Below are 23,912 nucleotides of genomic sequence, written 5' to 3'. Positions count from 1 at the left end.
TCTCCTCAGGCGAAAGGGGTGAGCAGGCGGCCACCCAGCCAGACGCTGCTGACCAGCGGGACACCAGGACGATAGGCCAGATGGACGTGGCTGGGCGCATCGAGGACGACCAGATCCGCCCTCCGACCGGGCTCCACGACGCCGACGTCGTCACGGTCGAGGGCCGCGGCGCCGGTGGCCGTGGCGGCCCGGACCGCCTCCAGCGGGGTCATCCCCATCTCCCGCACCGCCAGCGCGACGCACAGCGGCAGCGAGCTGGTGAAGCTCGAGCCGGGGTTGCAGTCGGAGGCGATCGCGACGCGCACGCCGGCGTCGAGCAGCCGCCGGGCGTCGGGGTAGGGCTGGCGGGTGGAGAACTCCACGCCGGGCAGCAGCGTCGCGATCGTGCCTGAGTCGCGCAGCGCGTCGACGTCGTCGTCACCGAGGTAGGTGCAGTGGTCGACCGCGACGAGCCCGAGCTCCGCAGCCAGCCGGACGCCCGGCCCGCGGCCGAGCTGGTTGGCGTGCAGCCGGCCGCGCAGCCCGCGGCTCAGGCCCGCCTCGAGGACCGTGCGCGCCTGGTCCACGTCGAAGGCGCCGGCCTCGCAGAACACGTCGACCCAGCGCGCGTACGGCGCCGCCGCGTCCAGCATCGGGCCCGTCACGAGCTCGACGTAGGCCGCGGGGTCGCCCTCGGGCACGACGTGGGCGCCGAGGAACGTGGTCTCCTCGGTGAACTGCCTGGCGACCGCCAGGCTGCGGGCCTCGTCGCGGACGGTGAGTCCGTATCCGGACTTGATCTCGACGGTCGTGGTGCCCTGGCGTCGCATCTCCTGCACCAGCCGGGCGACGTGGGCGGTGAGCTGCTCGTCGGTGGCGGCGCGGGTGGCCGCGACCGTCGTGCGGATGCCGCCGGCGGCGTACGGCTCGCCGGCCATGCGGGCCACGAACTCCGCGGCCCGGTCGCCGACGAACACCAGGTGGCTGTGGCTGTCGACGAAGCCCGGCAGGACCGCACGGCCGCCGACATCGACCCGCTCGTCGGCGTCCGGCGCGGCCGCCGACGGGCCGACCCAGGCGAGCATCGCCCCGTCTATGACGAGCGCGGCCTGCTCGAGGACCTCGGGGCCGTCCTCGGCGAATGTCGTGAGCTCGCCGATGCCGGTCAGCAGGGTGCTGCTCATGCCCAGATCCTCTCGATCGTGGCGGCGAGATCGTGGCCTACCCGCGCGCCGTCGCCCTGCTCGTAGATCACCTGCCCGTCCGCCACGACGTGGGTGACGTCGGCGGCCGTCGCGGCGAAGACGGCGGTGTGGGCGTCCGCGCCGGTGCCGGCCGTGCGCGGGCTCGCCGTGTCCACGGTGACCAGGTCGGCGCGCTGCCCGACGGCGATCGCCCCCGCGTCGGCGAAACCGAGGCTGGCGTGGCCGGTGGCCGTGGCCGCCGCGAGCAGCTCGGCGGCGGCCCAGTGGCCGCGGGTCCGGGTCGCGAGGCGCTCGTCCAGCTCGACGGCGCGCATCTCCTCGAACAAATCGACCACCGCGTGGCTGTCCGAGCCCAGGGTGAGCGGGCTGCCGGCGTCGCGCAGGTGACGGCTCGGCCCGACCCCGTCGCCCAGGTCGCGCTCGGTGGTGGGGCAGAGGCAAGCGTGGGTGCCGGTGCCGCCCAGGCGCGCCACGTCGTCCTCGGTCAGGTGGGTCGCGTGCACCGCGGTCGTGAGCGGGCCGAGCACGCCGTGCTCGGCGAGCAGCTGCGTGGGCGTGGCGCCGTACGCCGCGACGCAGTCGTCGTTCTCCGCCGTCTGCTCGGAGACGTGGACGTGCAGCGGGCGCCCCGCGCTCGCCTCGACCACCGTGCGCAGCTGGTCGTCGGGGACCGCGCGGACGGAGTGGATGGCGGCGCCGACGACGGTGGTGTCGTCAGGCCGCAGCCGCGCGACCCGGGCGGCCCAGCGCTCGGCGTCGCCGTCGCAGTAGCGGACCTGCGCCCCGCGCGGCGGCGCGCCGAACCCGCTGCTGAGGTAGCAGGTGTCGAGCAGCGCGATCCGGACCCCCGCCTCACGCGCCGCCGCCACCAGCGCGTGCCCCATCGCGTTGGGATCGTCGTAGGGCGTCCCGTCGGGCTGGTGGTGCAGGTAGTGGAACTCCCCCACGCTGGTGATCCCGGCCGCCGCCATCTCGCCGTACGTCGCCCGCGCGAGCGCGAAGCAGGAGTCCGGGCCCAGCCGCCCCGCCAGCGCGTACATCTGCTCGCGCCACGTCCAGAACGTCCCCCGCTCCCGTTGCGTCCTGCCCCTCAGCGCCCGGTGGAACGCGTGGCTGTGGCAGTTCGCGAGGCCGGGGAGGGTGAGGCCGGGGAGTCGGTGAGTTTCACCGGGTGCCCGGTGAAACTCACGGTTCCCCGACAAAGCTTCATCCGGGAGCCGTGAGTTTCGCGCACCCCGCGTGACGCCAGTGAACCGGCCAGCCTCGATCGTCACCAGCACGTCGTCGACCACGGCGCCGTCGACCCACGCCCGCTCGAGCAGGTACGACGCCGGGCCGGTCACCTCGCGAGCCGCTCGAGGGTGTCGGCCAGCGCGGAGACGCCGACCAGGCAGTCCGACATCTGCGCCGACTCAGCCGGCGAGTGCGAGACGCCGGTCGGGTTGCGCACGAAGAGCATCGCGCTGGGGATGCCGGCGGCCGACAGGATGCCCGCGTCATGGCCGGCCTGCGTGGGGATCACCGGCCAGTCGCCGCCGTCGTGGTCGGTGGCCAGCCGCCCGGCGAGGTCGGCGTCGAACGCCACGGACCCGGACACCGACTCCGCCGTCACCGTCAGCGCCGTCCCGTCGCGACCCGCGCGATCCGCCCCCTGTTGAGACACCGCCGCCACCAACGCCGAGAGCGCCTCCTCGCTCGGCGCGCGCGCGTCCAGCCACGCGGTGACTCGCGACGGCACCGCATTCGTGCCGTTGGGGGCGACCTCCACCCTCCCGAAGGTCGCCCGCGCGCCGGCCAGCCGCGCCTGCTTGTTCGCCGCCAGCGCGGTCATCGCGTAGGTCAGCATCGGGTCGGCGCGGTCCTCCATACGGGTGGTGCCGGCGTGGTTGGCCTCGCCGGTGAAGTCGAAGCGGTGGCGCCCGTGCGGCCAGATCCCGCTCGCCACACCCACCGCAGCGTCGCGCTCGACCAGGTCGCGGCCCTGCTCCACGTGCAGCTCCACGAACGTCGCGACGTCGGCGAGGGACAGCACCGTGCCGTCCAGCCCTGCGGCCTCCAGCGCGTCGGGCAGCAGCACGCCCGAGCGGTCACGCAGCTCGCGCGCCTGCGCCCACGGCAGCGTTCCGGCGGCTAGACGCGAGCCCAGGCAGGCCACGCCGAAGCGCGAGCCCTCCTCCTCGGCGAACACCGACACCCCGATCCGCCGCCCCGGCACGAACCCGCGCGAGCGCAGCACGTCGATCGCGGCCAGCGCCGAGACGACGCCGAGCGGGCCGTCGTACGCGCCGCCGTCCAGGACGGAGTCCAGATGCGACCCGGTGAGCACCGAAGGCCCCGAGGCCGGGCCCCACCACGCGATCACGTTGCCCACTCCGTCGGCCTCGACCCTCAGCGCGCGCGCGGACGCCTGCTCCGCGAACCAGGCACGGAGCTCGGTCTCGGCCGCCAGGTAGGGCTGGCGGAAGTACCCCCCGGAGACCGCCGACCGTCCGACCGGCGCCAGGTCGGCCCACATCCGCTCGAAGTCGTCAGTCATCGTCACGCCCATACTTGTCCACATGGAGTTCCAGGACGTCGTACGGCGCCGCCGCATGGTCCGCCGGTACGCCGACCGGCCGGTCGACCCGGCGATCGTCGACCGCGCGCTGGAGAACGCCACGCACGCTCCCAGCGCCGGGTTCAGCCAGGGCTGGGCCTTCCTGCGGCTGGACACCCCCGAGGACGTACGCCGGTTCTGGGCCGCCTCCAGCGACGACGTCGAGCACCCCGGCGACTGGCTGGCCGGGCTGATGACGGCGCCGGTGGTGATCGTGCCCTGCTCGAGCAAGGCGGCCTACCTGGAGCGCTACGCCCAGCCCGACAAGGGCTGGACGGACCGCGCCGAGTCCCCCTGGTCGATGCCGTACTGGCACATGGACGCCGCGATGGCCTCCCTGCTCATCCTGCAGACCGCGACCGACGCCGGCCTCGGCGCCTGCTTCTTCGGCACCGTCAAGGACCGCGAGCAGGAGCTCCGCGAGGCCCTCGGCATCCCTGGGGACTACGACCCGGTCGGCGTCATCACGATCGGCCACCGGCAGCCCGACACCGGCAGCGCCGGCTCCCCCGCGCGGCGCACGCGCACCCCGTGGACCGAGGTGGTCCATCGCGGTCGCTGGGGGCACTGACCCAGCGTTCCGCCCCTGGGCCACCGCCGGCAAGCCCCGGCCCCGCGCAGCCGTCTCGCATCCGAGACCGGACGGCAGCGAGTAGCCTCCCGGCCATGTCCTTGAGGGAGGGTGAGCCCGAGCCGTCGCGCGCCGTCGGCAAGCTGCAGGCCCTGGTGCGGATCCCCACCGTGAGCGACCGCGACCCGGACCGGGTCGACACCGCGGCATTCGACGCCTTCCTCTCCGAGCTCGCCCGCCAGTTCCCGGTGGTGCACGAGCGGCTCGAGCTGACCCGCGTCGACTCCCACGGGCTGCTCTTCCACTGGCCCGGGACGAGCGCCGCGCGGCCCGTGGTCCTCATGGCCCACCTCGACGTGGTCCCGGTCGAGGGCACCTGGCAGCACCCTGCGTTCGGCGGCGATCTCGTCGACGGCAGCATCTGGGGCCGCGGCACCCTCGACGACAAGGGCTCCCTGGTCGCGATCTGCGAGGCCGTCGAGACCCTGCTCGAGCGCGACTTCGTCCCCGCCCAGGACCTCTGGCTCTCCTTCGGCTGCAACGAGGAGGTGTCCGGCACGTCGGCGGTCCTGGCGGTCGAGGAGCTCACGCGCCGCGGCGTACGGCCGTGGTTCGTGCTCGACGAGGGCGGGGCCGTCGCCAGCGAGGCGTTCCCCGGCGTACAGGCGCCCATCGGCGTCATCGGCCTGACCGAGAAGGGCGTCACCTCCCTCGAGCTGCGGGTCGAGGGCCGCGGCGGCCATGCCAGCACCCCGACCCGGATGGGCCCGACCGCGCGGATCGCCCGCGCGATCGTGCGGCTCGACCGCGTCCCCATGGCACCACGGACGCCGTCGCCCACGATCGAGCTGTTCCGCCGCATGGCGCCGCACGGTCCGCTGCCGCTGCGCCCGGTGTTCGCCAACGCCGCCCGCCTCAAGCCGCTCCTGACGCGCGCTCTGCTCGCCGCCGGCCCCGAGACGAGCGCCATGACCCGCACGACGTTCGCGGTCACGACCCTGTCCGGCTCGCCCGCCCTCAACGTCATCGCCGCCACGGCGCGCGCGGGGGTCAACATCCGGATCATGGTCGGCGACACCGTCGCCGACGTGCTCGAGCACGTGCGCGCCGCCGTCGCCGACGACGAGGTCCAGATCGACGTCGTCGAGCGCAACGAGCCGAGCCCGGTCTCCCCCATGGACGGCGCGTTCGAGCTGCTGGAGGCGACGATCGCCGAGGTGTTCCCCGACGCCGTGCCGGCTCCGTACGTGATGATGGCGGCCACCGACTCGCGCTTCTTCACGGGGATCTGCGAGCGCGTCTACCGCTTCGCGCCGTTTCGCATGACCAAGGCCCAGCGCCAGTCCATCCACTCCTACGACGAGCACCTGGGCGTCGAGGCCTTCGTCGACGGCGTCCGCTGGTACCAGCGTCTGATCGAGAGGATCCCCGGATGAGCGGTCCTACCCCGGACCCACGCACCAGGCAGGCGGCGAAGGGCCTCGGACTGGTCGTCGGCTTCCTGGTCGCCGTCGAGGTGGCAAGCGGCGTGCTCCAGGGCTACTACACGCCGATCTTCCCGCAGATCGCCGACCACCTCAGCATCAGCGAGGGCGACGTCAACTGGTTCGAGGCGGCCCAGCTGATCGTCAGCGCGCTGTGCGTGCCCCTGCTCTCGCGCCTCGGCGACCTGATCGGCCACCAGCGGGTGCTGCTGCTCTCGACCGCGGTGACGGCGGTGGGCTCGTGGGCGCTGGCGTTCGCGCCGTCGTTCGAGACCTTCCTGATCGGCTGGGCGCTGCAGGGCGCGTACGTCGTCTGGCTGCCGCTCGAGGTCTCGATCATCCACCGCCGCACCCGCGACTCGGGGCGGCAGGAGCTGCTCACCCGGCGCGGGGCCGCCGTGCTGGTGGGCGCCTTGGAGCTCTCGGTGATCGTCGGCGCGCTCAGTAGCGGGATCCTCGTGGAGTCCCTGGACATGAACCTGATCCTCGCGGTCCCGGCCATGGTGGTCACCGCGGTGTTCTTCGTGATCTGGGCCGGCGTCGAGCACACCCCGGGGGAGGCGACGGGCGGCATCGACTGGACCGGCCTGGGCCTGATCACGCTGGCGCTGGCGCTGGTCATGGGTGGCTTCGTGGTGCTGCGGCTGGAAGGGGTCGGCAGCCCGGTGGCATGGCTGCTGGTGCTGGCCGGGCTGGTGGCGCTGGTGCCGTTCTGGCACTACGAGTCTGCCCAGGCCGAGCCGATCGTCGACGTCCGACTGCTCGCCACCGCTCGCCAGTGGCCGATCCAGGCGACGGCGTTCCTCTTCGGCATCCCCGTGCTCGGCGGGCAGATCCCGCTGTCGACCTTCGCCCAGGCCGACCCGGCCGAGCGCGGCTACGGCCTCGGCGCGGACTCGGCGTTCGTCTCGACGCTCATCGGCGTCTACGTCGTCACGCTGGCGATCGGGGCGTTCACCCTGCCGCTCACCTCGCGCTGGCTGGGCGTGCGTCGCGCTCTGATGGTGTCGTGCCTGCTGGTGGCGCTGGGCTACGCGCTGTGGATCCCCTTCCACGACAGCACCGCTCAGGCGCTGCTCAACATGGCGATCGCCGGCCTCGGCTCGGGGGCCCTGGTGGCCGCCCTGCCGGCCGCCGCCGCGGCCGCCGCGCCGCCGGACCGCACCGGCTTCGCCACCGGCATGACCAACGCGACCAAGACCGTCGGCGGAGCCATCGCCTCCTCGATCTTCGCGATCGCCCTGGCCAGCAAGGGCATCGAGGGCGTGACCGAGGCGGAGGCGCCCCTCTCGGGCTACCTCACGGTCTGGGCCGTGTGCTCCGTCGCCGCCCTGCTCGCGGCGCTCTCGCTCCTGGCGGCCCCGAAGCACGCGTTCTCCGACCGGGCTCACCCGGGGGACGGGCTCACGCCGGAAGGGCCCGCGCCAACAACGCCTGCAGCTCGGTGAAGTGCCGCTCGGCGGCGGCCTCGTCGTACGCCGAGGTGTCGGCCATCGTGTAGCCGTGCGGCGCCGGGTAGACCTCGTTGGCCGCGGTCAGGCCGTGCTCGACCAGGGCCGCGCCCAGCGCCTCGACCGCCTCGGGCGGCATGGAGGCGTCCTCGTGGGCGTGGCCGAAGAGGAACTCGGCACGCGCCGCGGAGAGCCCAAGGTGCGGGCTGTCGGGGGCGTCGGTCACGAGGCCGGCCCCGTGGAAGCCGGCGCAGGCCGTGACCAGCGTCGGGTGCGAGGTCGCGGCACGCACGGCGAGCCGCGCGCCCATGCAGTAGCCGGTGACCCCGATCGGCCCCTCCGCGACCCCGGGCAGTCCGCGCAGCGTCTGCACGTAGGCGGCGATGTCGGGCACGGCCAGGTCCGAGGTGAGTCGGTGCACCCGGGGCATCGCGCCGGCGAAGAACTCCTCGCGTCCACCGGGCTCACGCAGGTCGACGCGCGGCGCAAGCTCGGCCACGGAGCCCTCGCGGTAGAAGACGTTCGGCGCGAGCACGACGTAGCCCCAGCCGGCGATCCGGTCGCACATCTCCTGGATCTGCGGTCGCAGCCCGATCGCGTCCATGAAGAGCAGCACGCCCGGGGCGGAGCCCGACGCGGGGCGCGAGAGGTAGGCCTCGGCGGTGCCGTCGGCCGCGGGCAGGTCGAGAAGGTCCATGTCGTCCACGCTAGGGGCGACCGGCCCCCTCCTATCCTGGGGGTCGGGGTGATGAGATGCCGGAGCCGACCGACCGTCCCGAGCAGGACCAGCGCAAGCGCGACCGCGCCGCCGCCCGCGCGCGCATGGACCACCAGCACACCTGGGTCGACCAGCAGATCCGCGTCGCCATGGAGAAGGGCGCCTTCGACGACCTGCCCGGCGCCGGCAAGCCGATCCAGGACCTGGGCGCCCACCACGACCCGGACTGGTGGCTCAAGAAGCTCGTCGAGCGCGAGCGGATCGCGGTCCTCCCTCCCTCGCTGCAGCTGCGCAAGGACGACGCCGAACTCGACGCCCTGCTCGACGGGCTCTTCGCCGAGTCCGAGGTACGGCGCGAGGTCGAGGACTTCAACGCCCGCGTCATGCGGGCCCGCTACTCCCCCCAGGACGGCCAGCCGCCGCTGGTCACCATGCCGCGTGACGTGGACGAGACCGTCGCCGCGTGGCACCGGCGCCGCGCCGACCGCCGTACGGCCCGAGCGGCAGAGGTGGCGGCAGAGCCGGAGTCCCCGGCCCCGCCCCGTCGCTGGTGGCGGCGCCGGCGTCTCTGACGTCCCACCGTGGGCATGGAACTCACGCTGTCGGTGTGATGCTTCGTGCGGGAGGCGTGAGTTTCACCGGGCACCCGGGGAAACGCACGGCCCCCCCACCCCCCCAGAGAAGGGTGAGAACCGGTTTTTGTTGTGGGGGGGTGGTGGGGTTTTGTGCCCGGGCCCCCCTTTCAACCCCACGGCCCCGCCACCGCGCGAGAGATGGGTCATACCCGCAGCGACCGGCCGCTGATACTTTCCGGGCCATGACCGCGTCACGCAGCGCCAAGGACTTCTTCCGCCCGCTCGCCGTGGGGGCGCCGACCCCTCTGACCGAGATCCCGGCGAGGCCCAGCCGGGCCATCCACTTCTTCGACCCGAGCAACGCCAAGATGGCCGCGAAGATCCCCGACATGGTCGGCACCGTCGACGTGCTGCTGGGCAACCTCGAGGACGCGGTCAAGGCCGAGAACAAGGTGGCCGCCCGCGAGGGTCTCGTGAGGATCGCCCAGGACACCGCCGACCTCGGAGGGCAGAGTGGGCCGACCCAGCTGTGGACCCGCATCAACAGTCTCGACAGCCCGTGGGCGCTCGACGACCTGACCACGCTGGTGCCCGCGATCGGCGCCAAGCTCGACGTCATCATGGTGCCCAAGGTGCAGGGCGCCGAGGACATCCACTACGTCGACCGGCTGCTCGCGCAGCTCGAGGCCAAGGCCGGCCTGGACCGCCCGATCCTCGTCCACGCGATCCTCGAGACCGCCCGCGGCGTGGCGAACGTCGAGGAGATCTGCGGCGCGAGCCCCCGCATGCAGGGCCTGAGCCTCGGCCCGGCCGACCTCGCCGCCGACCGGCGGATGAAGACCACGCGCGTGGGCGGCGGCCACCCCGGCTACCTGGTCCGCGAGGACCCGCCTCGCGCCGACGGCGTCGCCAACCTGGAGGCGCCCCGGGCGACGTACCAGCAGGACCTGTGGCACTACACGATCGCGCGCATGGTCGACGCCTGCGCCATGCACGGCATCTACCCCTACTACGGGCCGTTCGGGGACATCGCGGACGTGGTGGCGTGCGAGGACCAGTTCCGCAACGCGTTCCTGCTGGGCTGCGTCGGCACCTGGAGCCTGCACCCCAAGCAGATCGCCATCGCCAACCGGGTCTTCAGCCCCAGCGTCGAGGACGTCGCGCACGCGCGGCGGGTGGTGGCCGCCATGGGTGACGGCACCGGCGCGGTGATGCTCGACGGGAAGATGGAGGACGATGCCTCCCTCAAGCAGTGCCTGGTGATGGTGCGTCTCGCCGAGCAGCTCTCGGAGATCGACACCGAGCTCAAGGCGCAGTACGACGCCATCCCCCCCGCGGAGGCCTGACATGGACACCCCCACCTTCCGGCCCCGCCGCTCGGTCCTCTACATGCCGGGCTCCAACGCCAAGGCGCTGGAGAAGGCCAAGACCCTGCCGGTCGACGGCCTGATCCTCGATCTCGAAGACTCGGTCGCCCCCGACGCCAAGCCCGACGCCCGCGAAGCCGCCTGCGCGGCCGCTGCCAGCGGCGCCTACGGCCGCCGCGAGGTGACGATCCGGGTCAACGCCGCCGACACCGAGTGGCACGCCGACGACCTGGCGGCCGCCTGCGCCGCGGGCCCGGACGCGATCGTCGTCCCCAAGGTCGACAGCGCCGACGCCGTACGGACGCTGGTCGACGCCATGGAGAGGCACGGCGCACCCGAGCGGACCACACTGTGGGCGATGGTCGAGACGCCGGTCGCGATGCTGCACGCCGAGGAGATCGCGGGCGCCTCGGAGCGGCTCACGGCGCTGGTCATGGGCACCAACGACCTCGCCAAGGAGCTGTACGCCGAGCACGTGCCCGGCCGGCACCCGCTACTCACCGGCCTGTCGCTGTCGCTGCTCGCGGCGCGAGCGACCGGCAAGGCGATCCTCGACGGGGTCTACAACGACGTGAAGGACACCGAGGGCTTCCTGGCCGAGTGCCAGCAGGGACGCGAGATGGGCTTCGACGGCAAGACCCTCATCCACCCCGGGCAGGTGGAGGGCGCCAACGCGGCGTTCGCGCCCTCGGACCAGGCGGTCGAGGACGCGCGCGGCGTGCTCCAGGCCTGGGAGGACGGCCGCGGCTCCGGCGTGGTCACCTACCGCGGGCGCATGGTCGAGAGCCTGCACGTGGAGTCCGCGCGCCGCACGCTCGCGATCCACGAGACCATCCAGGCGTTACATCCAGACGAGTAAAATCTGTCCGGATAACGATGATCTGGATCACCACCTTACGCTGAGCGGACAAAAAGTCCCACAAAAGTGTTTCAAGCGGTTCGCCACCGGGCAACGCTTGGGTGACACTTCTTGAAAGGGTGGTTATCTCCATGGTTGTACTCGGTCTGATCCTGCTCATCATCGGCCTCGTCGCGAGCATCCCGGTGCTCACGACGATCGGTGCGATCCTGCTCGTCGTCGGGCTGATCCTGAACCTGGTCCCGATCGGCGGTTCGCGTCGTCGGGTCTTCTGACCCAGCTCCACCCTGCGAGGACCCCCGGCCTGTCGGCCGGGGGTCTTTTGCGTACGCGCGGCGCCCCGACGCGGCTCCCTCAGTCGGTGTCGCGGCGCAGCTTCTCGTCCAGCCAGAGCTTGACGCTGCCCGCGACGCCGGCGAGGTCGTGGACGAGCTTGCCCAGGGAGTCCTGGGTCTGCTGGAAGGCCTCGGCGTAGCTGGCCGCGGCCGCCCTGGCGGCGTCGCTGACCTTGGCGTCGCCGTCGGTGCTGCGGCGCGGGTAGTCGCCGGCGAGGAAGCGGGTGTACTCGCCCGAGTCCACCCAGCGCCTTAGCTCGGCGGCGCGGACGACGGCGAAGGGGTGGGTGCGGTTCTCGACGAGCAGCAGCTTGAGCACCGAGTCGCGCAGGTCGACGGCGTCGAGGTACTCCTGGCCCTGCGCGAAGAACGAGGTGGTGTCCAGCTCGTCGAGGTGGCCACCGCTGGCCAGCTGCATGTGCACCCGGAACGCCGTCGCCGGGTCCTGCGTGGCGAGCAGGCCGGCGCGGTCGGCCGAGAGCTCGGCCTTGCGCGACCACTCGTAGAGCGCGGCCACGATCGCGCGCACGCCGAGCGCGCCCAGCGGCAGGCTGTTGAGCAGCCCGGTCAGCTGCAGCAGCCGCTGGAGGAGGGTCTGGTAGACCGCGTGACCGCTCACGGCGTGACCGACCTCGTGGGCGATGACGAAACGCAGCTCGTCCTCGTCGAGCAGGTCGACCAGCCCGGAGTTGAGCACGATGAACGGCTTGTTCATGCCGACGGTCATCGCGTTGGGGATCGGGTTGGCGGCGACGTACAGCTCGGGGACCTCCAGGACGTCGAGGACCCGGGCCACGTCCAGCAGCAGGTGGTGCAGCGTCGGGAACTGCCGCTCGTCGACGCGCACCGCCGACCCGAGGAACACCAGCCGGAACGCCCGCTCGTTGAACATCCCCGACACCGCCTTCAGCACGGTGTCGAACCCCTTGAGCCGCCGCAGCGCCACCAGCGCCCCCCGGTCCGCGGGGTGCTCCCAGGCCCGGGAGCTGATGTCGGTCAGAGTCGCCCGCGACCGGGCCGGCTGAGAGGTCACGGCGTCACTCTGTCACGGGCGGCCTGTCCCTGAGGTGGCTTGCCATCGGGATGCGGACGCCACGGTCGGCGGCGACGTCGACGGCGCGGTGGTAGCCGGCGTCGACGTGGCGGATGACGCCCATGGCGGGGTCGTTGGTGAGGACCCGCTCGATCTTGGCGGCGGCGAGGTCGGTGCCGTCGGCGACGCAGACCTGCCCGGCGTGCAGGGAGCGGCCCATGCCCACGCCACCGCCGTGGTGGAACGACACCCAGCTGGCCCCCGACGCGGTGTTGACCAGCGCGTTGAGCACGGCCCAGTCCGCGATGGCGTCCGAGCCGTCGAGCATCGCCTCGGTCTCCCGGTACGGCGAGGCGACCGAGCCGCAGTCCAGGTGGTCGCGGCCGATCACGATCGGCGCCGTCAGCTCGCCCGAGGCGACCATCTCGTTGAACCGCAGCCCTGCCAGGTGGCGCTCGCCGTAGCCCAGCCAGCAGATCCGAGCGGGCAGTCCCTGGAACGCGACCCGCTCGCCGGCCATCGTGATCCAGCGCCGCAGCCGCTCGTTGGTGGGGAACAGGTCGAGGAGGGCGCGGTCGGTGGCCGCGATGTCGGCGGGGTCGCCCGACAGCGCCGCCCAGCGGAACGGCCCCTTCCCCTCGCAGAACAGCGGCCGGATGTAGGCCGGCACGAACCCGGGGAAGTCGAAGGCCCGCTCACAGCCGCCCTGGCGCGCCTCGTCGCGGATCGAGTTGCCGTAGTCGAACACCTCGGCACCCCGGTCCTGGAAGCCCACCATCGCGCGGACGTGCGCCGCCATCGACTCGCGCGCACGCGCGGTGAAGCCGGCGGGGTCCGCCTCCCGCTCGGCCGCCCACTCGTCGACGGACGTGTCGACGGGGAGGTAGTACAGCGGGTCGTGGGCGGAGGTCTGGTCGGTCACGATGTCGACCGGTACGTCGTCCGCGAGCATCCGGGGCAGCACCTCGGCGGCGTTGCCGAGCAGCCCGATCGACAGGGCCCGCCGCTCGTCGCGCGCCGCCACCGCCAGGTCGACGGCCTCCGCCACGGAGCCGGCGCGCACGTCGAGGTAGCGGTGCTCGAGGCGGCGCGCGATGCGCTCGGCGCCGCACTCCACGCAGATGACCACGCCGTCGTTCATCGTCACCGCGAGCGGCTGCGCACCGCCCATGCCGCCGAGCCCGGCGGTCACGGTGATCGTCCCGGCCAGCGTGCCCCCGAACCGCTTGTCCGCAACGGCGGCGAACGTCTCGAACGTGCCCTGCAGGATGCCCTGCGTGCCGATGTAGATCCACGACCCCGCCGTCATCTGGCCGTACATCGTGAGGCCGAGGTCCTCCAGCCGGCGGAACTCCTCCCAGTTGGCCCAGTCCCCCACCAGGTTCGAGTTGGCGATCAGCACCCGCGGCGCCCACGGATGCGTGCGCATCACCCCGACCGGCTTGCCCGACTGCACCAGCATCGTCTCGTCGTCCTCGAGCGTGCTCAGCGTGCGCACCAGGGCGTCGTAGGCCTCCCACGACCGCGCGGCCCGGCCGGTGCCGCCGTAGACCACGAGGTCCTCGGGCCGCTCGGCGTTGTCGGGGTCGAGGTTGTTCATCAGCATCCGCAGCGGCGCCTCGGTCTGCCACGACCTCGCGGTCAGCGCGCTGCCGCGGGCGGCCCGGACGGGCAGGCGGGGGTTGTCGCTCATGCGAGCTCTCCGATCACGTCGTGTACGGCGCTCAGGACCGCGCCGGAGCCGACCAGCGCCACGGCGGCCTCGATCTCCGGCGACAGGTGCCGGTCCGGACCCGGCCCCTCGACCCCGTGTGCCCGCAGCAGCCGTACGACGGCAGCGGTGGCGGGCGCCGGGGTCAGCGGGGCGCGCAGGTCGAGCGCCCGGGCTGCGGTCATCACCTCGATGGCGACCACGCGGGTCAGCCCGTCGACGGCGCGGCGCAGCTTGCGCCCCGCCCCCCACCCCATCGAGACGTGGTCCTCCTGCATGGCGCTGGAGGGGATCGAGTCGACCGAGGCCGGCACCGCCAGCCGCTTCAGCTCCGAGACGACGGCGGCCTGCGTGTACTGCGCGATCATCAGCCCGCTGTCCACTCCGGGGTCGTGCGCCAGGAAGGGCGGCAGCCCGTGGCTGCGCGCCCGGTCGAGGAACCGGTCCGTGCGGCGCTCGCTCATGCTCGCCACGTCGGCCGCCACGATCGCGAGGAAGTCCAGCACGTAGCCGACCGGCGCGCCGTGGAAGTTGCCGTTGGACTCCACGCGCCCCTCCTCGCCGGGCACGGCGAGGACCACTGGGTTGTCCACGGCGCTGGCCAGCTCCCGCCCGGCGACCACCGCGGCGTGCTCGACGGTGTCCCTCGCGGCGCCGTGGACCTGAGGGGCGCAGCGCAGCGAGTAGGCGTCCTGGACCCGGTGGTAGTCCGGCCCTCGGTGCGAGGCGACGACGCCGGAGCCGCCCAGCAGCCGCAGGAGGTTCGCGGCGGATCGCGCCTGGCCGGGGTGCGGCCTGATCGCCTGGAGCTCCGGGGCGAAGACCCGGTCGGTCGCGAGCTGGGCCTCGACCGACATGGCGGCCGCGATGTCCGCCGTACGCAGCAGCAGGCGCAGGTCCGACACGGCGAGCGCCAGCATCCCCAGCATCCCGTCTGTGCCGTTGATCAGCGCGAGACCCTCCTTGGCCGCCAGCTCGACGGGCGCCAGTCCCGCCGCCGCCAGGGCCTGCGCCGCGGGCATCGCCACGCCGGCCGCGTCACGCACGGCGCCCTCGCCGATCAGCGCGAGCGCGCAGTGCGACAGCGGGGCCAGGTCGCCGGAGCAGCCAAGCGAGCCGTGCTCGCGCACGACCGGTGCGATGCCGTGGTTGAGCAGGTCCGAGAGGAGTCGGGCGGTCTGGACCCGGACGCCCGTGTGGCCGGTCGCCAGGGTGGACAGGCGCAGCAGCATCAGGGCCCGCACGACCTCACGCTCGACCTCCGGCCCCGACCCCGCCGCGTGGGAGCGGACCAGCGAGCGCTGCAGCGGCGCGCGCAGGTCGCTCGGGATGTGCCGGGTGGCCAGCGCGCCGAAGCCGGTCGAGATGCCGTAGGCGGGGGTGGGCGCCGAGGCGAGGCGCTCGACCACCTCGCGCGCACGAGCCAGCGCCGACAGGGCCGCGTCGCCGAGCATCACCGGGGTGTCGTGCCGGGCGACCGCCACCACGTCCTCGATGCTGAGGGGACCGACCTCGACCACGACCGGGGAGCTGCTCATGCCGCCATCCAACGCCCGGCGCCGGACCAGCGACAGCCCCGCGCGACGTGCGAGCGTCTCGGATCCGAGACGACACCGAGGTCGGGTGGACGCACGTTCACCGAACGACGTGGGTAACGCAACCTCGTCCCGCTCGTTGACCCCCTTGAACCGTTCTTCGGGCACGGGACCCCTCTCCCGCTTAGGAGCTCCCATGAAGCGACCTCTGAGCATTCCATCCGCCGTGCTGGCGATCGGCCTCGCAGCCGCCCTGACCGCCGCCGGCCCGACGACCTCGGCCGCACCGGCGCCCGCCGCGGCCGCCAAACCGGTGCCGACCGACTTCGCCCTCTTCGCCTCCGGCTTCGGCAGCCGGGCCAGCGGCGGGGAGGTGCCGGTGGGCTCCGGCGACGCGACCGCCTACTCGGTCATCGGCTGCACCAACCGGGCCGGCGTCGCCCGTGGCAACTTCGTGGAGGACACCGCCCTGCCCGGCCTCGGCACGCTCAGCGGGATCCGCACCCGCCTCTGGACGGCCAAGAAGGGCCGCGTCGTCTCGTCGTACGCCACCCAGCGGGTCGCCGAGGTGGTCATCGCGCAGGGCGGGCTCGGCTCGCTCACCTTGGAGGGCGTGCGCTCGCAGGCGCGGGCCTTCCACGACGGCCGCCGCTATCGCACCGAGACCCGGTCCAGCGTGGCGAGGATCGTCTTCACGCCGGCCACCGGGGAGCCGCAGGTCCTGGACCTGCCCGCGCCCGGCGAGCCGGTGGTCATCCCCGGCCTGGCGACGATCCGGATCGGGAGCGGCGTCACCAAGAGGCTCACCAACGGCGTCCAGGCCACCACCGACGGCATCGACATCTCGGTGCTGCCCACCGCCACCCGCACGACGATCGCCCACGCCAGGGCCAAGATCCAAGGTGGCGCCAAATTCGGCACCTTCCGCGGTTTCTCCGCCGGCATCCGCGCCACCGGCCTGGACGACACCGTCAAGGTCGGGCGCACGCCGCTCGCGATCCTGCCCTGCCCCGGTACGAAGGGGAAGGAGCTGGGCAACTCCACCGCCCGGGTGGGCATCCCCGATGTGCTCAGCGCGCGGGCCCTCAGCACCCGGCAGATGGGCCGCCAGACCCAGCGACGCGCGACCGCCTACGAGCAGGGCACGGTCGGACGCGTGGTCGCCGCCGACGGCGCGGTGATCCTCAACGGCGTCGTCGGCCGGGCCAACGTGACCCGGGTCGGCGACCGGCTGATCCGCAACGCCAAGGGCAGCCGCATCGGCAACCTGGTGGTCAACGGCGAGGCTCAGGAGTTCCCCGAGTCCGGCGTCATCGAGATCCCGGGCGTGCTCAAGATCCAGCGGGGCGTCGTCCGCCGGATCAAGAACGGCCTCGCGGTCGTCGGCGCCCGCCTGACGCTGCTCGACGGCTCCGGCGCGGTCATCGACCTGGGCGTCGCCGAGCTCCAGATCCGCCGCTGACCTGAGTCTGCCCGACCCGGCGCGCCAGGGTCGGGCAGACTCCTGGCATGCCCCAGGTGCCCGCCGCCACGCGCACGCTGCGGGTCCTGCGCTACCTCGCCAGCCAGCCCGACCCGGTCCCCCTGGAGCACATCAGCCGGGCCTGCGGCCTCCCGCGGAGCACGGCGTACCACCTGCTGGCGGCGATGGTGGCCGAGGGCTTCGTGGTCCATCTCGCCGAGGAGCGGCGCTACGGCCTGGGCCTCGCCGCGTTCGAGGTGGGCAGCGGCTACTCCCGCCAGGCCCCGCTCCAGCGCCTCGCCCGGCACCCGCTGGCCGCGCTCGTCGACCGGACCGGCGAGTCCGCCCACCTGGCGGTCCTGCACGGCCGCGACGTGCTCTACGTGCTCGAGGAGCGCGCCCCTGCCCGGCCCCCGCTCGTGACCGACATCGGCGTCCGCCTGCCCGCGCACCTCACCGCCAGCGGCCGGGCCATGCTGGCCGCGCTGCCGCCCGCCCAGGTCCGTGCGCTGTATCCGGGGGCCGCCGACTTCGTCGACCGCACCGGCCGCGGTCCCCGCACGCCCGCGGCGCTGCGCTCGCTGCTGAGCGAGGTACGCCGGGCCGGGCACGCCACCGAGGACGGCGAGGTGACGCTGGGCATGTCCAGCGTGGCGGCCGCCGTCCTGGACCACAACGCTCACCCGGTGGCCGCCGTCGCCCTGACCTACCCCGGAGCGCGTGCGGGGCTCAGCGAGGAGGTCCGGTCGGTCGCGGCGTCCCTGACGCGCCGGATCGGCGGGCGTGACGTCGCGCCGACTCGCCCGTTGGTCCCTCGACAGGAGCCACCCCGTGGGTGATCCTGTGGCCACCCGACCCAGGAGAGCTGATGCGCCGCACCGATCCCCGAGCTCGCCGTCAGCTCATCTGCGCGGCCGTGGCCTCCGGGGCGCTGCTGGTCGGGGCACTGCAGTCGATGCCGTCGTTCGGGCACCGGGAACGCACGCTGCGCGCGGAGTACGACGCCCAGCGGGCGAGCGCCCTGCGAGCCGCGCTGGAGTCGCTGCCGCACGTGGACCCGCCGGGCACCCCGCCGCACTCGCACGACGACCCGGCCACGAAGAACGCGGTCTCCCGGGCCGGTGAGGCCGGCGCGGACACCCAGGACCCGACCACCGCCGACGAGCGCCGCGCCAACGCGGCCTACGCCGCCGCCCAGCGCCGCCTGCCCGACCCCCAGCTCACCCGGGTCTCCCTCATGGGCAAGCGCACCGTGCTCCCGCAGACGCGCTACGCGATGGCCGGAGGCTGCTACGCGATGCACTCCGTCACCGGCCGCTACGTCACGCGCACGTCCTCCGGGCTGGCGCTGCGCAACGTCCGGCGCGCCAAGGCGGCGCCGTTCTACTTCAAGGCCACCGATCTGGGCAGCTACCTGGTCTACGGCGCCAAGCGCGACTTCCTGGCCCGGGTCGCCGGCGGCGGCGCCGGGCTGGCCGCCTCGCCCAGCCCCGAGGCCGACTGGACCGTGCGCAGGCCGGGGCGTCACTTCACCTTCTCGCTCGGCGGCGGCCGCCACCTGCGCATCACCGACGGGCGTCTCGACGTCGGCACCGCGCCGACCGGCTTCCGGCTCGAGCGCGTGACGGGCTGCGCGGCCTATCCCGAGTCGGGCATCGACATCACCGGCAAACCGCACGGCGGCGTCTCCTCGATCCAGGAGGTGCGTGGCTTCGTCGATGCCCACACCCACGGGATGGCGTTCGAGTTCCTGGGCGGCGAGGCCCACTGCGGCAAGCCCTGGGACCGCTACGGCGCGCCGTACGCGCTGGTCGACTGCGAGGACCACCGGGTCACCGGCGGCAACGGCTCCCTGCTCGAGACCGTGCTCTCCGGCGAGCCCAGCCACGACCCGGTCGGCTGGCCGACCTTCAGGGACTGGCCGGCCCCCGACTCGCTGACCCACGAGGGCACCTACTACCGGTGGATGGAGCGCGCCTGGCGCGGCGGACAGCGGCTCTTCGTCAACCTGCTGGTCGAGAACAACAAGCTCTGCGAGATCTACCCGCTCAAGCGCAACTCCTGCGACGACATGGACTCGATCCGCCTGCAGGCCCGCCAGATGCGCAAGTTCCAGGACTACATCGACGCGCAGTACGGCGGCCCCGGCAAGGGTTTCTACCGGATCGTCACCGACCCGTTCCAGGCCCGCAAGGTCATCAACTCCGGTCGCATGGCGGTGGTGATGGGCATCGAGACCAGCATCCCCTTCGGCTGCACGTTCAAGCAGGTCGGCACGCAGGACGTCGCCGCGTGCAGCGCCGCCGAGATCGACCGCCAGCTCGACGAGGTCCACCAGATGGGCGTGCGCCAGATGGAGCTGGTCAACAAGTTCGACAACGCCCTGGCCGGGGTCGCCGGCGACGCCGGCACGACCGGCGTGATCGTCAACGCGGCCAACTTCCTGGAGACCGGGACCTTCTGGAACATGCGCCACTGCGAGCCGGCCGACGGGGAGAGCCACGACAACGCCCAGTACGCCGTCCCGGAGATCGACGCCCAGCAGCAGGACGCGCTCTTCGGCGCGATCGGGCAGGTCTTCGGCGGCATTCTGCCCGCCGTGCCGGTGTACGGGCCGCCGGCCCACTGCAACGCGCGCGGTCTCACCACGCTCGGGGAGCACACCATCTCCGGCCTGGCGAAACGCCGGATGATCTTCGACCCCGACCACCTCAGCGTGAAGGCCCGCAAGGCGGCGGTCGACCAGATCGACCGGATGAACTACCCCGGCATCATCTCGAGCCACTCCTGGTCCACGCCGGACACCTACCCCCGCATCTACAAGCTGGGCGGCTTCATCACGCCGTACGCCGGCGACTCCACCGGGTTCGTCGGCAAGTGGCGCCGCCACCTCGGGTGGGCCGACAAGCGCTACTACTTCGGCTTCGGCTTCGGCGCCGACATCAACGGGCTAGGCGCGCAAGGCGCCCCTCGTGGGGCGACGGTCGCCAACAAGGTGCGCTATCCGTTCCGCGGGCTGGGCGGCGTCAGCGTCAAACGCCAAAGGGCCGGCGAGCGGGTCTTCGACATCAACCGCGACGGCGTCGCGCAGTACGGCCTGTACCCCGACTGGGTCGAGGACCTGCGCAAGGTCGCCGGCCGCCAGGGCTCGGCGATCGTGGACGACATGTCGCGCGGCGCCGAGGCCTACCTGCAGATGTGGGAGCGCGCCCAGGGCATCCGCCCCGACTCGTGCCGCAACCCGGGCCTGCGCATGAGCATGTCCCGGGTGAAGCGTCTCCTCCGCCCGGGGATGACGACGCGGGCGGTGATGCGCGCCGTGGGCCAGCCCTACCAGCGGCTCGGTCTCGACTACCGCTTCTGCGCCACGACGGCGACGAAGCGCAAGGCGGTCATGACGGTGAGGTTCAACCGCGCGGGACGAGTCGTCCGGCTGCGCTGACGCCGCATTGGTTACCCGCCGGTAAGATTCATCTCACGAGAGGCGGCACTGACGTGGGGCCCTCGGAGCCTTAGGCTCGCCACGGCCCGTGGCTTCGCGCGGGCACCGAACCGTCGAGGAGCTCTCGCGCATGCAGATTGTCGCCATCGTCGTCTCGCTGGCGTTCACCGCCGTCGGGTTGGCGCTGTTCACCCGCACCATCGCCTTCATCGTCCGCACCGTCCGGATCGGGCAGCCCGCACGGCGCACCGACCAGCTCGGTGCGCGCGTGCTGACGATGCTCAAGGAGATGCTGCTGCACACGCGCATGCTCCAGTGGACGAAGGTCGGCGTCGCCCACTGGGTGATCATGGTCGGCTTCGGCCTGCTCTTCTTCACCCTGGTCAACGCCTACGGCCAGCTCTTCGACGCCCACTTCATCCTGCCGCTGATCGGGCACTTCCCGCCGTTCGAGTGGCTCACCGAGGCCTTCGCGTGGGGCATGCTCGCGGCGATCATCCCGTTCATGGTCTACCGGGCCACGCGCCCCAAGGAGCGGGTGCGCGGCGAGAAGGGGCGCCTCTACGGCTCGACGATGTGGCAGGGCTACTTCGTCGAGTGGGTCATCCTCACCGTCGGCCTGTGCATCCTCGGCCTGCGCCTGCTCGAGTACGGGCTCGCCGAGGAGAAGTACCAGAGCGCCCTGCACTTCCCGCTGACGCAGTGGCTGGGCCAGGCGTTCGTCGACACCGACCCGAGCACCCTCGAGAACCTGATCTGGCTGGTCGCCATGGTCAAGATCGTCATCTCGATGACCTGGATGATCGTGCTCGGCCTCAACGCCACGATGGGCGTGGCCTGGCACCGCTTCACCGCGCCGTTCAACATCCTCTTCAAGCGCGAGGTGTCGGGCCGTACGGCGCTCGGCGCCATGAAGCCGCTCACCTCGGACGGCAAGGCGATCACCCTCGACGACATCGACGACCTCGACGAGGACGCCAAGCTCGGCGTCGGCGCGGTCGAGGACTTCAGCTGGAAGGGGATCCTGGACTTCGCGACCTGCACGGAGTGCGGCCGCTGCCAGTCGCAGTGCCCCGCGTGGAACACCGAGAAGCCGCTCTCCCCCAAGCTGCTCATCACGGCGCTGCGCGACCACGCGTTCGCGAAGGCGCCGTACCTCCAGGCCGACGGGGAGGACTCCCGCGCCGCCCTGCTCGAGGGCAACGACACCCTCACCAAGGAGGTCGAGCGGCCGCTGGTCGGCGACACCGGCGACGACTGGTTCTACATGCCCGACAGCGGCGCCGCCGTCATCGACAGCGAGGTGCTGTGGAACTGCACCTCCTGCGGCGCCTGCGTCCAGCAGTGCCCCGTCGACATCGAGCACGTCGACCACATCATGGACATGCGCCGCCACGCCGTCCTCGTCGAGTCGAACTTCCCCGCCGAGCTCAACGGCCTCTTCAAGGGCCTGGAGAACAAGGGCAACCCCTGGAACATGTCGCCCAACGCGCGCATGGACTGGGCCAAGGGCCTGGACTTCGAGGTCAAGGTCGTCGGCGAGTCGATCGAGTCGCTCGACGAGGTGGACTGGCTGTTCTGGGTCGGCTGCGCCGGCGCCTACGAGGACCGCGCCAAGAAGACCACCCGCGCCGTGGCGGAGCTGCTCGACATCGCCGGCGTCAGCTTCGGCGTACTCGGCAACGGCGAGACCTGCAGCGGTGACCCGGCTCGCCGCGCCGGCAACGAGTTCGTGTTCCAGGGCCTGGCCCAGCAGAACGTCGAGACGCTGAAGGAGGCGAAGGCCAAGACCGTCGTGTCGACCTGCGCCCACTGCTTCAACACCCTGAAGAACGAGTACTCCGAGTTCGGCATCGAGCTCGAGGTCGTCCACCACACCCAGCTGCTCAACCGGCTGGTGCGCGAGGGCAAGCTGACCCCGGTCAACGACGGTGCCGGCGCGCACAAGCGCTCGATCACCTACCACGACCCCTGCTACATCGGCCGGCACAACGGGGTCTACTCCCCGCCCCGCGAGCTGCTGCAGATCCTGCCCGGCGCGGAGTTCGTCGAGATGGAGCGCAACTCCGAGCGGTCCTTCTGCTGCGGCGCCGGTGGCGCCCGCATGTGGATGGAGGAGAACACCGGCGAGCGGATCAACGTCAACCGCACCAACGAGGCGGTCGGCACCGGCGCCGACCAGATCGCCGTGGGCTGCCCGTTCTGCCGGGTGATGCTCTCCGACGGCCTCACCGCGGCCCAGGCCAAGGGGGAGGCCCGCGAGGAGGTCGAGGTCCTCGACGTCGCGCAGATGCTGCTCGCCTCCGTGAAGGGCGAGCAGGCCACCAAGCTCGCCCCCGGCGCCGGGGCCGCCGCACCCGCCGCCAAGGCGGCTCCTGCCCAGGACAAGGACGAGGCCACCAAGGCCGAGCCCGAGGCCGGGGACGAGACCATCACCGAGAACACCGTCGTCGACACCGAGGACGCGGGCCCGCTGGCCAAGGCCTCGGGCGGCTCCTCGCTCTTCGACGCCCCGGACGCGGCCACCGCCGACGAGCCGAAGGCCAAGGCCGAGCCGGAGAAGAAGTCCTCGCTGTTCGACGACCCGGAGCCGGAGGCGGAGAAGCCGGCACAGCAGCCCGCCGAGAAGCCCGCCGAGAAGACGGGTGGCTCGCTCTTCGACCTCGGCGGCGACGAGCCGGAGGCGGCCAAGCCCGACGCCAAGACCGACACCAAGGCAGAGGCGAAGGCAGAGGCGAAGGCCGCCCCCGAGGCGAAGATGGAGCCCGAGCCCGCGGCGAAGCCCGCCGCGGACCTGGGCTCGGGTGGCGGCTCGCTGTTCGACATCGCCTCCCCGGAGCCGGCCGCCCCCGCGGCGAAGGCCGAGCCGGAGCCCGAGGTCGCCGAGCAGGCGCAGGAGCCCGAGGCGAAGCCCGCGCCGGCCTCCTCGGGTGCCGCTGCGCAGCCCGCCACCCAGATCCCCGAGTCCGGGTCGCTCTTCGACCTCGAGGCCCCCGAGCCGGCCGCCCCCGCGGCGAAGGCCCAGCCGGACCCCGAGCCCGAGCCGGAGGCGAAGGCCGAGCCGGAGGCAAGGGCCGAGCCCGAGCCCGCCTCGTCCGGCGCCGCTTCGCAACCCGCGTCGGCGATCCCCGAGTCCGGGTCGCTCTTCGACATCCAGGCGCCCGAGCCCGCCGCCGCCCCGAAGACGGTCCCGCCCGCCCAGGCGAAGCCGGAGGCAGCGGCCGAGCCGGAGCCGGACGTCGTCGAGGAGGAGCCCGCGAAGGAGGAGCCCACGACGACCTCGCCGGGCGCCGCCCTCAGCGCGGCCGCGACCTCCCTCGCGAGCGAGCCGACCGAGCCGGAGCCGGAGGCCGAGACCGAAGCAGAGCCCGAGCCCGAGCCCGAAACAGAGCCCCAGCCTGAGCCCGCAGCCGAGCCCGAGCCCGAGGAGAAGCCGAAGCCCAGCAGCTCCGGCGCGGCCCACCAGCCGAAGACCGACGTCGACATCAGCGACTCCGGGTCCCTCTTCGACCTCTGAGCAACAACGCGGTGGGGGGCACGGGACAGGTGAGGGGGGTAGCCCCCCCACCATTAAACAACCAGCGCGGGG

The 23,912-nt window shown here is 72.8% G+C and carries 18 protein-coding genes; 11 read left to right on the top strand and 7 right to left on the bottom strand.

What is annotated here, in order from left to right; translation table 11 throughout:
• Nucleotides 1-5 precede the first annotated feature (5 nt).
• The 3 genes from hutI to LRP67_RS04605 are packed head-to-tail and all read right to left on the bottom strand — an operon-like array spanning nt 6 to nt 3,720.
• Complete coding sequence (gene hutI / locus LRP67_RS04615) at nt 6-1,163, bottom strand: imidazolonepropionase (protein WP_231269023.1); 1,158 nt, start codon at nt 1,161-1,163, stop codon at nt 6-8.
• On the bottom strand, nt 1,160-2,527 hold the full coding sequence (locus LRP67_RS04610) for a formimidoylglutamate deiminase (RefSeq protein WP_308189698.1): 1,368 nt from the start codon (nt 2,525-2,527) through the stop codon (nt 1,160-1,162). The genes hutI and LRP67_RS04610 overlap by 4 nt, the downstream gene beginning before the upstream one ends.
• Nucleotides 2,524-3,720, bottom strand: coding sequence for an allantoate amidohydrolase (locus LRP67_RS04605; protein ID WP_231269022.1), 1,197 nt, complete (start codon nt 3,718-3,720; stop codon nt 2,524-2,526). Before LRP67_RS04605 ends, LRP67_RS04610 begins: the two co-directional genes overlap by 4 nt.
• A 22-nt stretch (nt 3,721-3,742) precedes the next feature.
• Here LRP67_RS04605 and LRP67_RS04600 point away from each other — a divergent pair, with 22 nt between their 5' ends.
• The 3 genes from LRP67_RS04600 (at nt 3,743) to LRP67_RS04590 (ending at nt 7,283) form a co-directional block, all read left to right on the top strand.
• Nucleotides 3,743-4,351: a nitroreductase family protein gene (locus tag LRP67_RS04600; RefSeq protein ID WP_231269021.1), complete on the top strand. Its 609-nt coding sequence runs from the start codon at nt 3,743-3,745 to the stop codon at nt 4,349-4,351.
• A gap of 95 nt (nt 4,352-4,446) precedes the next feature.
• Nucleotides 4,447-5,787, top strand: a complete 1,341-nt coding sequence (locus LRP67_RS04595) for a M20 family peptidase (RefSeq protein WP_231269020.1) — start codon at nt 4,447-4,449, stop codon at nt 5,785-5,787.
• On the top strand, nt 5,784-7,283 hold the full coding sequence (locus LRP67_RS04590) for an MFS transporter (RefSeq protein ID WP_231269019.1): 1,500 nt from the start codon (nt 5,784-5,786) through the stop codon (nt 7,281-7,283). Before LRP67_RS04595 ends, LRP67_RS04590 begins: the two co-directional genes overlap by 4 nt.
• Here LRP67_RS04590 and LRP67_RS04585 read toward each other — a convergent pair.
• Entirely contained in the window at nt 7,240-7,983 is a 744-nt protein-coding gene (locus LRP67_RS04585; RefSeq protein ID WP_231269018.1) for a dienelactone hydrolase family protein, read from the bottom strand. The genes LRP67_RS04590 and LRP67_RS04585 overlap by 44 nt on opposite strands.
• Before the next feature lie 56 nt (nt 7,984-8,039).
• Here LRP67_RS04585 and LRP67_RS04580 point away from each other — a divergent pair, with 56 nt between their 5' ends.
• The 4 genes from LRP67_RS04580 (at nt 8,040) to LRP67_RS04565 (ending at nt 11,080) form a co-directional block, all read left to right on the top strand.
• Nucleotides 8,040-8,576, top strand: coding sequence for a DUF1992 domain-containing protein (locus LRP67_RS04580; RefSeq protein WP_231269017.1), 537 nt, complete (start codon nt 8,040-8,042; stop codon nt 8,574-8,576).
• A 245-nt stretch (nt 8,577-8,821) separates the two neighbouring features.
• A complete protein-coding gene (locus LRP67_RS04575) occupies nt 8,822-9,925 on the top strand; it encodes a CoA ester lyase (protein WP_231269016.1) in 1,104 nt (367 codons plus the stop codon).
• A gap of 1 nt (nt 9,926) precedes the next feature.
• On the top strand, nt 9,927-10,805 hold the full coding sequence (locus LRP67_RS04570) for a CoA ester lyase (RefSeq protein ID WP_231269015.1): 879 nt from the start codon (nt 9,927-9,929) through the stop codon (nt 10,803-10,805).
• Nucleotides 10,806-10,936: 131 nt separating this feature from the next.
• On the top strand, nt 10,937-11,080 hold the full coding sequence (locus LRP67_RS04565; protein WP_231241831.1) for a hypothetical protein: 144 nt from the start codon (nt 10,937-10,939) through the stop codon (nt 11,078-11,080).
• A 79-nt stretch (nt 11,081-11,159) separates the two neighbouring features.
• Here the strand turns inward: LRP67_RS04565 and LRP67_RS04560 are convergent, their stop codons facing one another.
• From LRP67_RS04560 to hutH, 3 genes are read right to left on the bottom strand one after another with little or no spacing between them, the layout of a single operon-like run.
• Nucleotides 11,160-12,173, bottom strand: a complete 1,014-nt coding sequence (locus LRP67_RS04560) for a M48 family metallopeptidase (RefSeq protein ID WP_231269014.1) — start codon at nt 12,171-12,173, stop codon at nt 11,160-11,162.
• A 4-nt stretch (nt 12,174-12,177) separates the two neighbouring features.
• Nucleotides 12,178-13,866 carry a urocanate hydratase gene (gene hutU / locus LRP67_RS04555; protein WP_231269013.1) on the bottom strand — a complete coding sequence of 563 codons (1,689 nt, stop codon included), beginning with the start codon at nt 13,864-13,866 and terminating at the stop codon, nt 12,178-12,180.
• A complete protein-coding gene (hutH, locus tag LRP67_RS04550) occupies nt 13,863-15,422 on the bottom strand; it encodes a histidine ammonia-lyase (RefSeq protein ID WP_231269012.1) in 1,560 nt (519 codons plus the stop codon). Before hutH ends, hutU begins: the two co-directional genes overlap by 4 nt.
• Nucleotides 15,423-15,615: 193 nt before the next feature.
• Here hutH and LRP67_RS04545 point away from each other — a divergent pair, with 193 nt between their 5' ends.
• From LRP67_RS04545 to LRP67_RS04530, 4 genes are all read left to right on the top strand, one after another.
• Entirely contained in the window at nt 15,616-16,881 is a 1,266-nt protein-coding gene (locus LRP67_RS04545) for a choice-of-anchor P family protein (protein WP_231269011.1), read from the top strand.
• Between the two features lie 47 nt (nt 16,882-16,928).
• Nucleotides 16,929-17,720 (top strand): IclR family transcriptional regulator, encoded by a 792-nt coding sequence (locus LRP67_RS04540; RefSeq protein ID WP_231269010.1) that lies wholly within the window; start codon nt 16,929-16,931, stop codon nt 17,718-17,720.
• Nucleotides 17,721-17,749: 29 nt separating this feature from the next.
• Nucleotides 17,750-20,323, top strand: coding sequence for a hypothetical protein (locus LRP67_RS04535; RefSeq protein ID WP_231269009.1), 2,574 nt, complete (start codon nt 17,750-17,752; stop codon nt 20,321-20,323).
• Nucleotides 20,324-20,453: 130 nt separating this feature from the next.
• Nucleotides 20,454-23,840 (top strand): heterodisulfide reductase-related iron-sulfur binding cluster, encoded by a 3,387-nt coding sequence (locus LRP67_RS04530; RefSeq protein ID WP_231269008.1) that lies wholly within the window; start codon nt 20,454-20,456, stop codon nt 23,838-23,840.
• Nucleotides 23,841-23,912 lie beyond the last annotated feature (72 nt).

Origin of the sequence: Nocardioides sp. cx-169 (assembly GCF_021083605.1) — a bacterium.
In the GTDB taxonomy this organism is placed as follows: domain Bacteria; phylum Actinomycetota; class Actinomycetes; order Propionibacteriales; family Nocardioidaceae; genus Nocardioides.
This window is presented reverse-complemented; position numbering and strand designations above follow the sequence as displayed.

Bases quoted from the DNA above. Each gene is read 5' to 3' on its own strand.
- hutI (WP_231269023.1), bottom strand. From the start codon at position 1,163: ATGAGCAGCACCCTGCTGACCGGCATCGGCGAGCTCACGACATTCGCC.
- LRP67_RS04605 (WP_231269022.1), bottom strand. From the start codon at position 3,720: ATGACTGACGACTTCGAGCGGATGTGGGCCGACCTGGCGCCGGTCGGA.
- LRP67_RS04600 (WP_231269021.1), top strand. From the start codon at position 3,743: ATGGAGTTCCAGGACGTCGTACGGCGCCGCCGCATGGTCCGCCGGTAC.
- LRP67_RS04595 (WP_231269020.1), top strand. From the start codon at position 4,447: ATGTCCTTGAGGGAGGGTGAGCCCGAGCCGTCGCGCGCCGTCGGCAAG.
- LRP67_RS04590 (WP_231269019.1), top strand. From the start codon at position 5,784: ATGAGCGGTCCTACCCCGGACCCACGCACCAGGCAGGCGGCGAAGGGC.
- LRP67_RS04585 (WP_231269018.1), bottom strand. From the start codon at position 7,983: ATGGACCTTCTCGACCTGCCCGCGGCCGACGGCACCGCCGAGGCCTAC.
- LRP67_RS04580 (WP_231269017.1), top strand. From the start codon at position 8,040: ATGCCGGAGCCGACCGACCGTCCCGAGCAGGACCAGCGCAAGCGCGAC.
- LRP67_RS04575 (WP_231269016.1), top strand. From the start codon at position 8,822: ATGACCGCGTCACGCAGCGCCAAGGACTTCTTCCGCCCGCTCGCCGTG.
- LRP67_RS04570 (WP_231269015.1), top strand. From the start codon at position 9,927: ATGGACACCCCCACCTTCCGGCCCCGCCGCTCGGTCCTCTACATGCCG.
- LRP67_RS04565 (WP_231241831.1), top strand. From the start codon at position 10,937: ATGGTTGTACTCGGTCTGATCCTGCTCATCATCGGCCTCGTCGCGAGC.
- hutU (WP_231269013.1), bottom strand. From the start codon at position 13,866: ATGAGCGACAACCCCCGCCTGCCCGTCCGGGCCGCCCGCGGCAGCGCG.
- hutH (WP_231269012.1), bottom strand. From the start codon at position 15,422: ATGAGCAGCTCCCCGGTCGTGGTCGAGGTCGGTCCCCTCAGCATCGAG.
- LRP67_RS04545 (WP_231269011.1), top strand. From the start codon at position 15,616: ATGAAGCGACCTCTGAGCATTCCATCCGCCGTGCTGGCGATCGGCCTC.
- LRP67_RS04540 (WP_231269010.1), top strand. From the start codon at position 16,929: ATGCCCCAGGTGCCCGCCGCCACGCGCACGCTGCGGGTCCTGCGCTAC.
- LRP67_RS04535 (WP_231269009.1), top strand. From the start codon at position 17,750: ATGCGCCGCACCGATCCCCGAGCTCGCCGTCAGCTCATCTGCGCGGCC.
- LRP67_RS04530 (WP_231269008.1), top strand. From the start codon at position 20,454: ATGCAGATTGTCGCCATCGTCGTCTCGCTGGCGTTCACCGCCGTCGGG.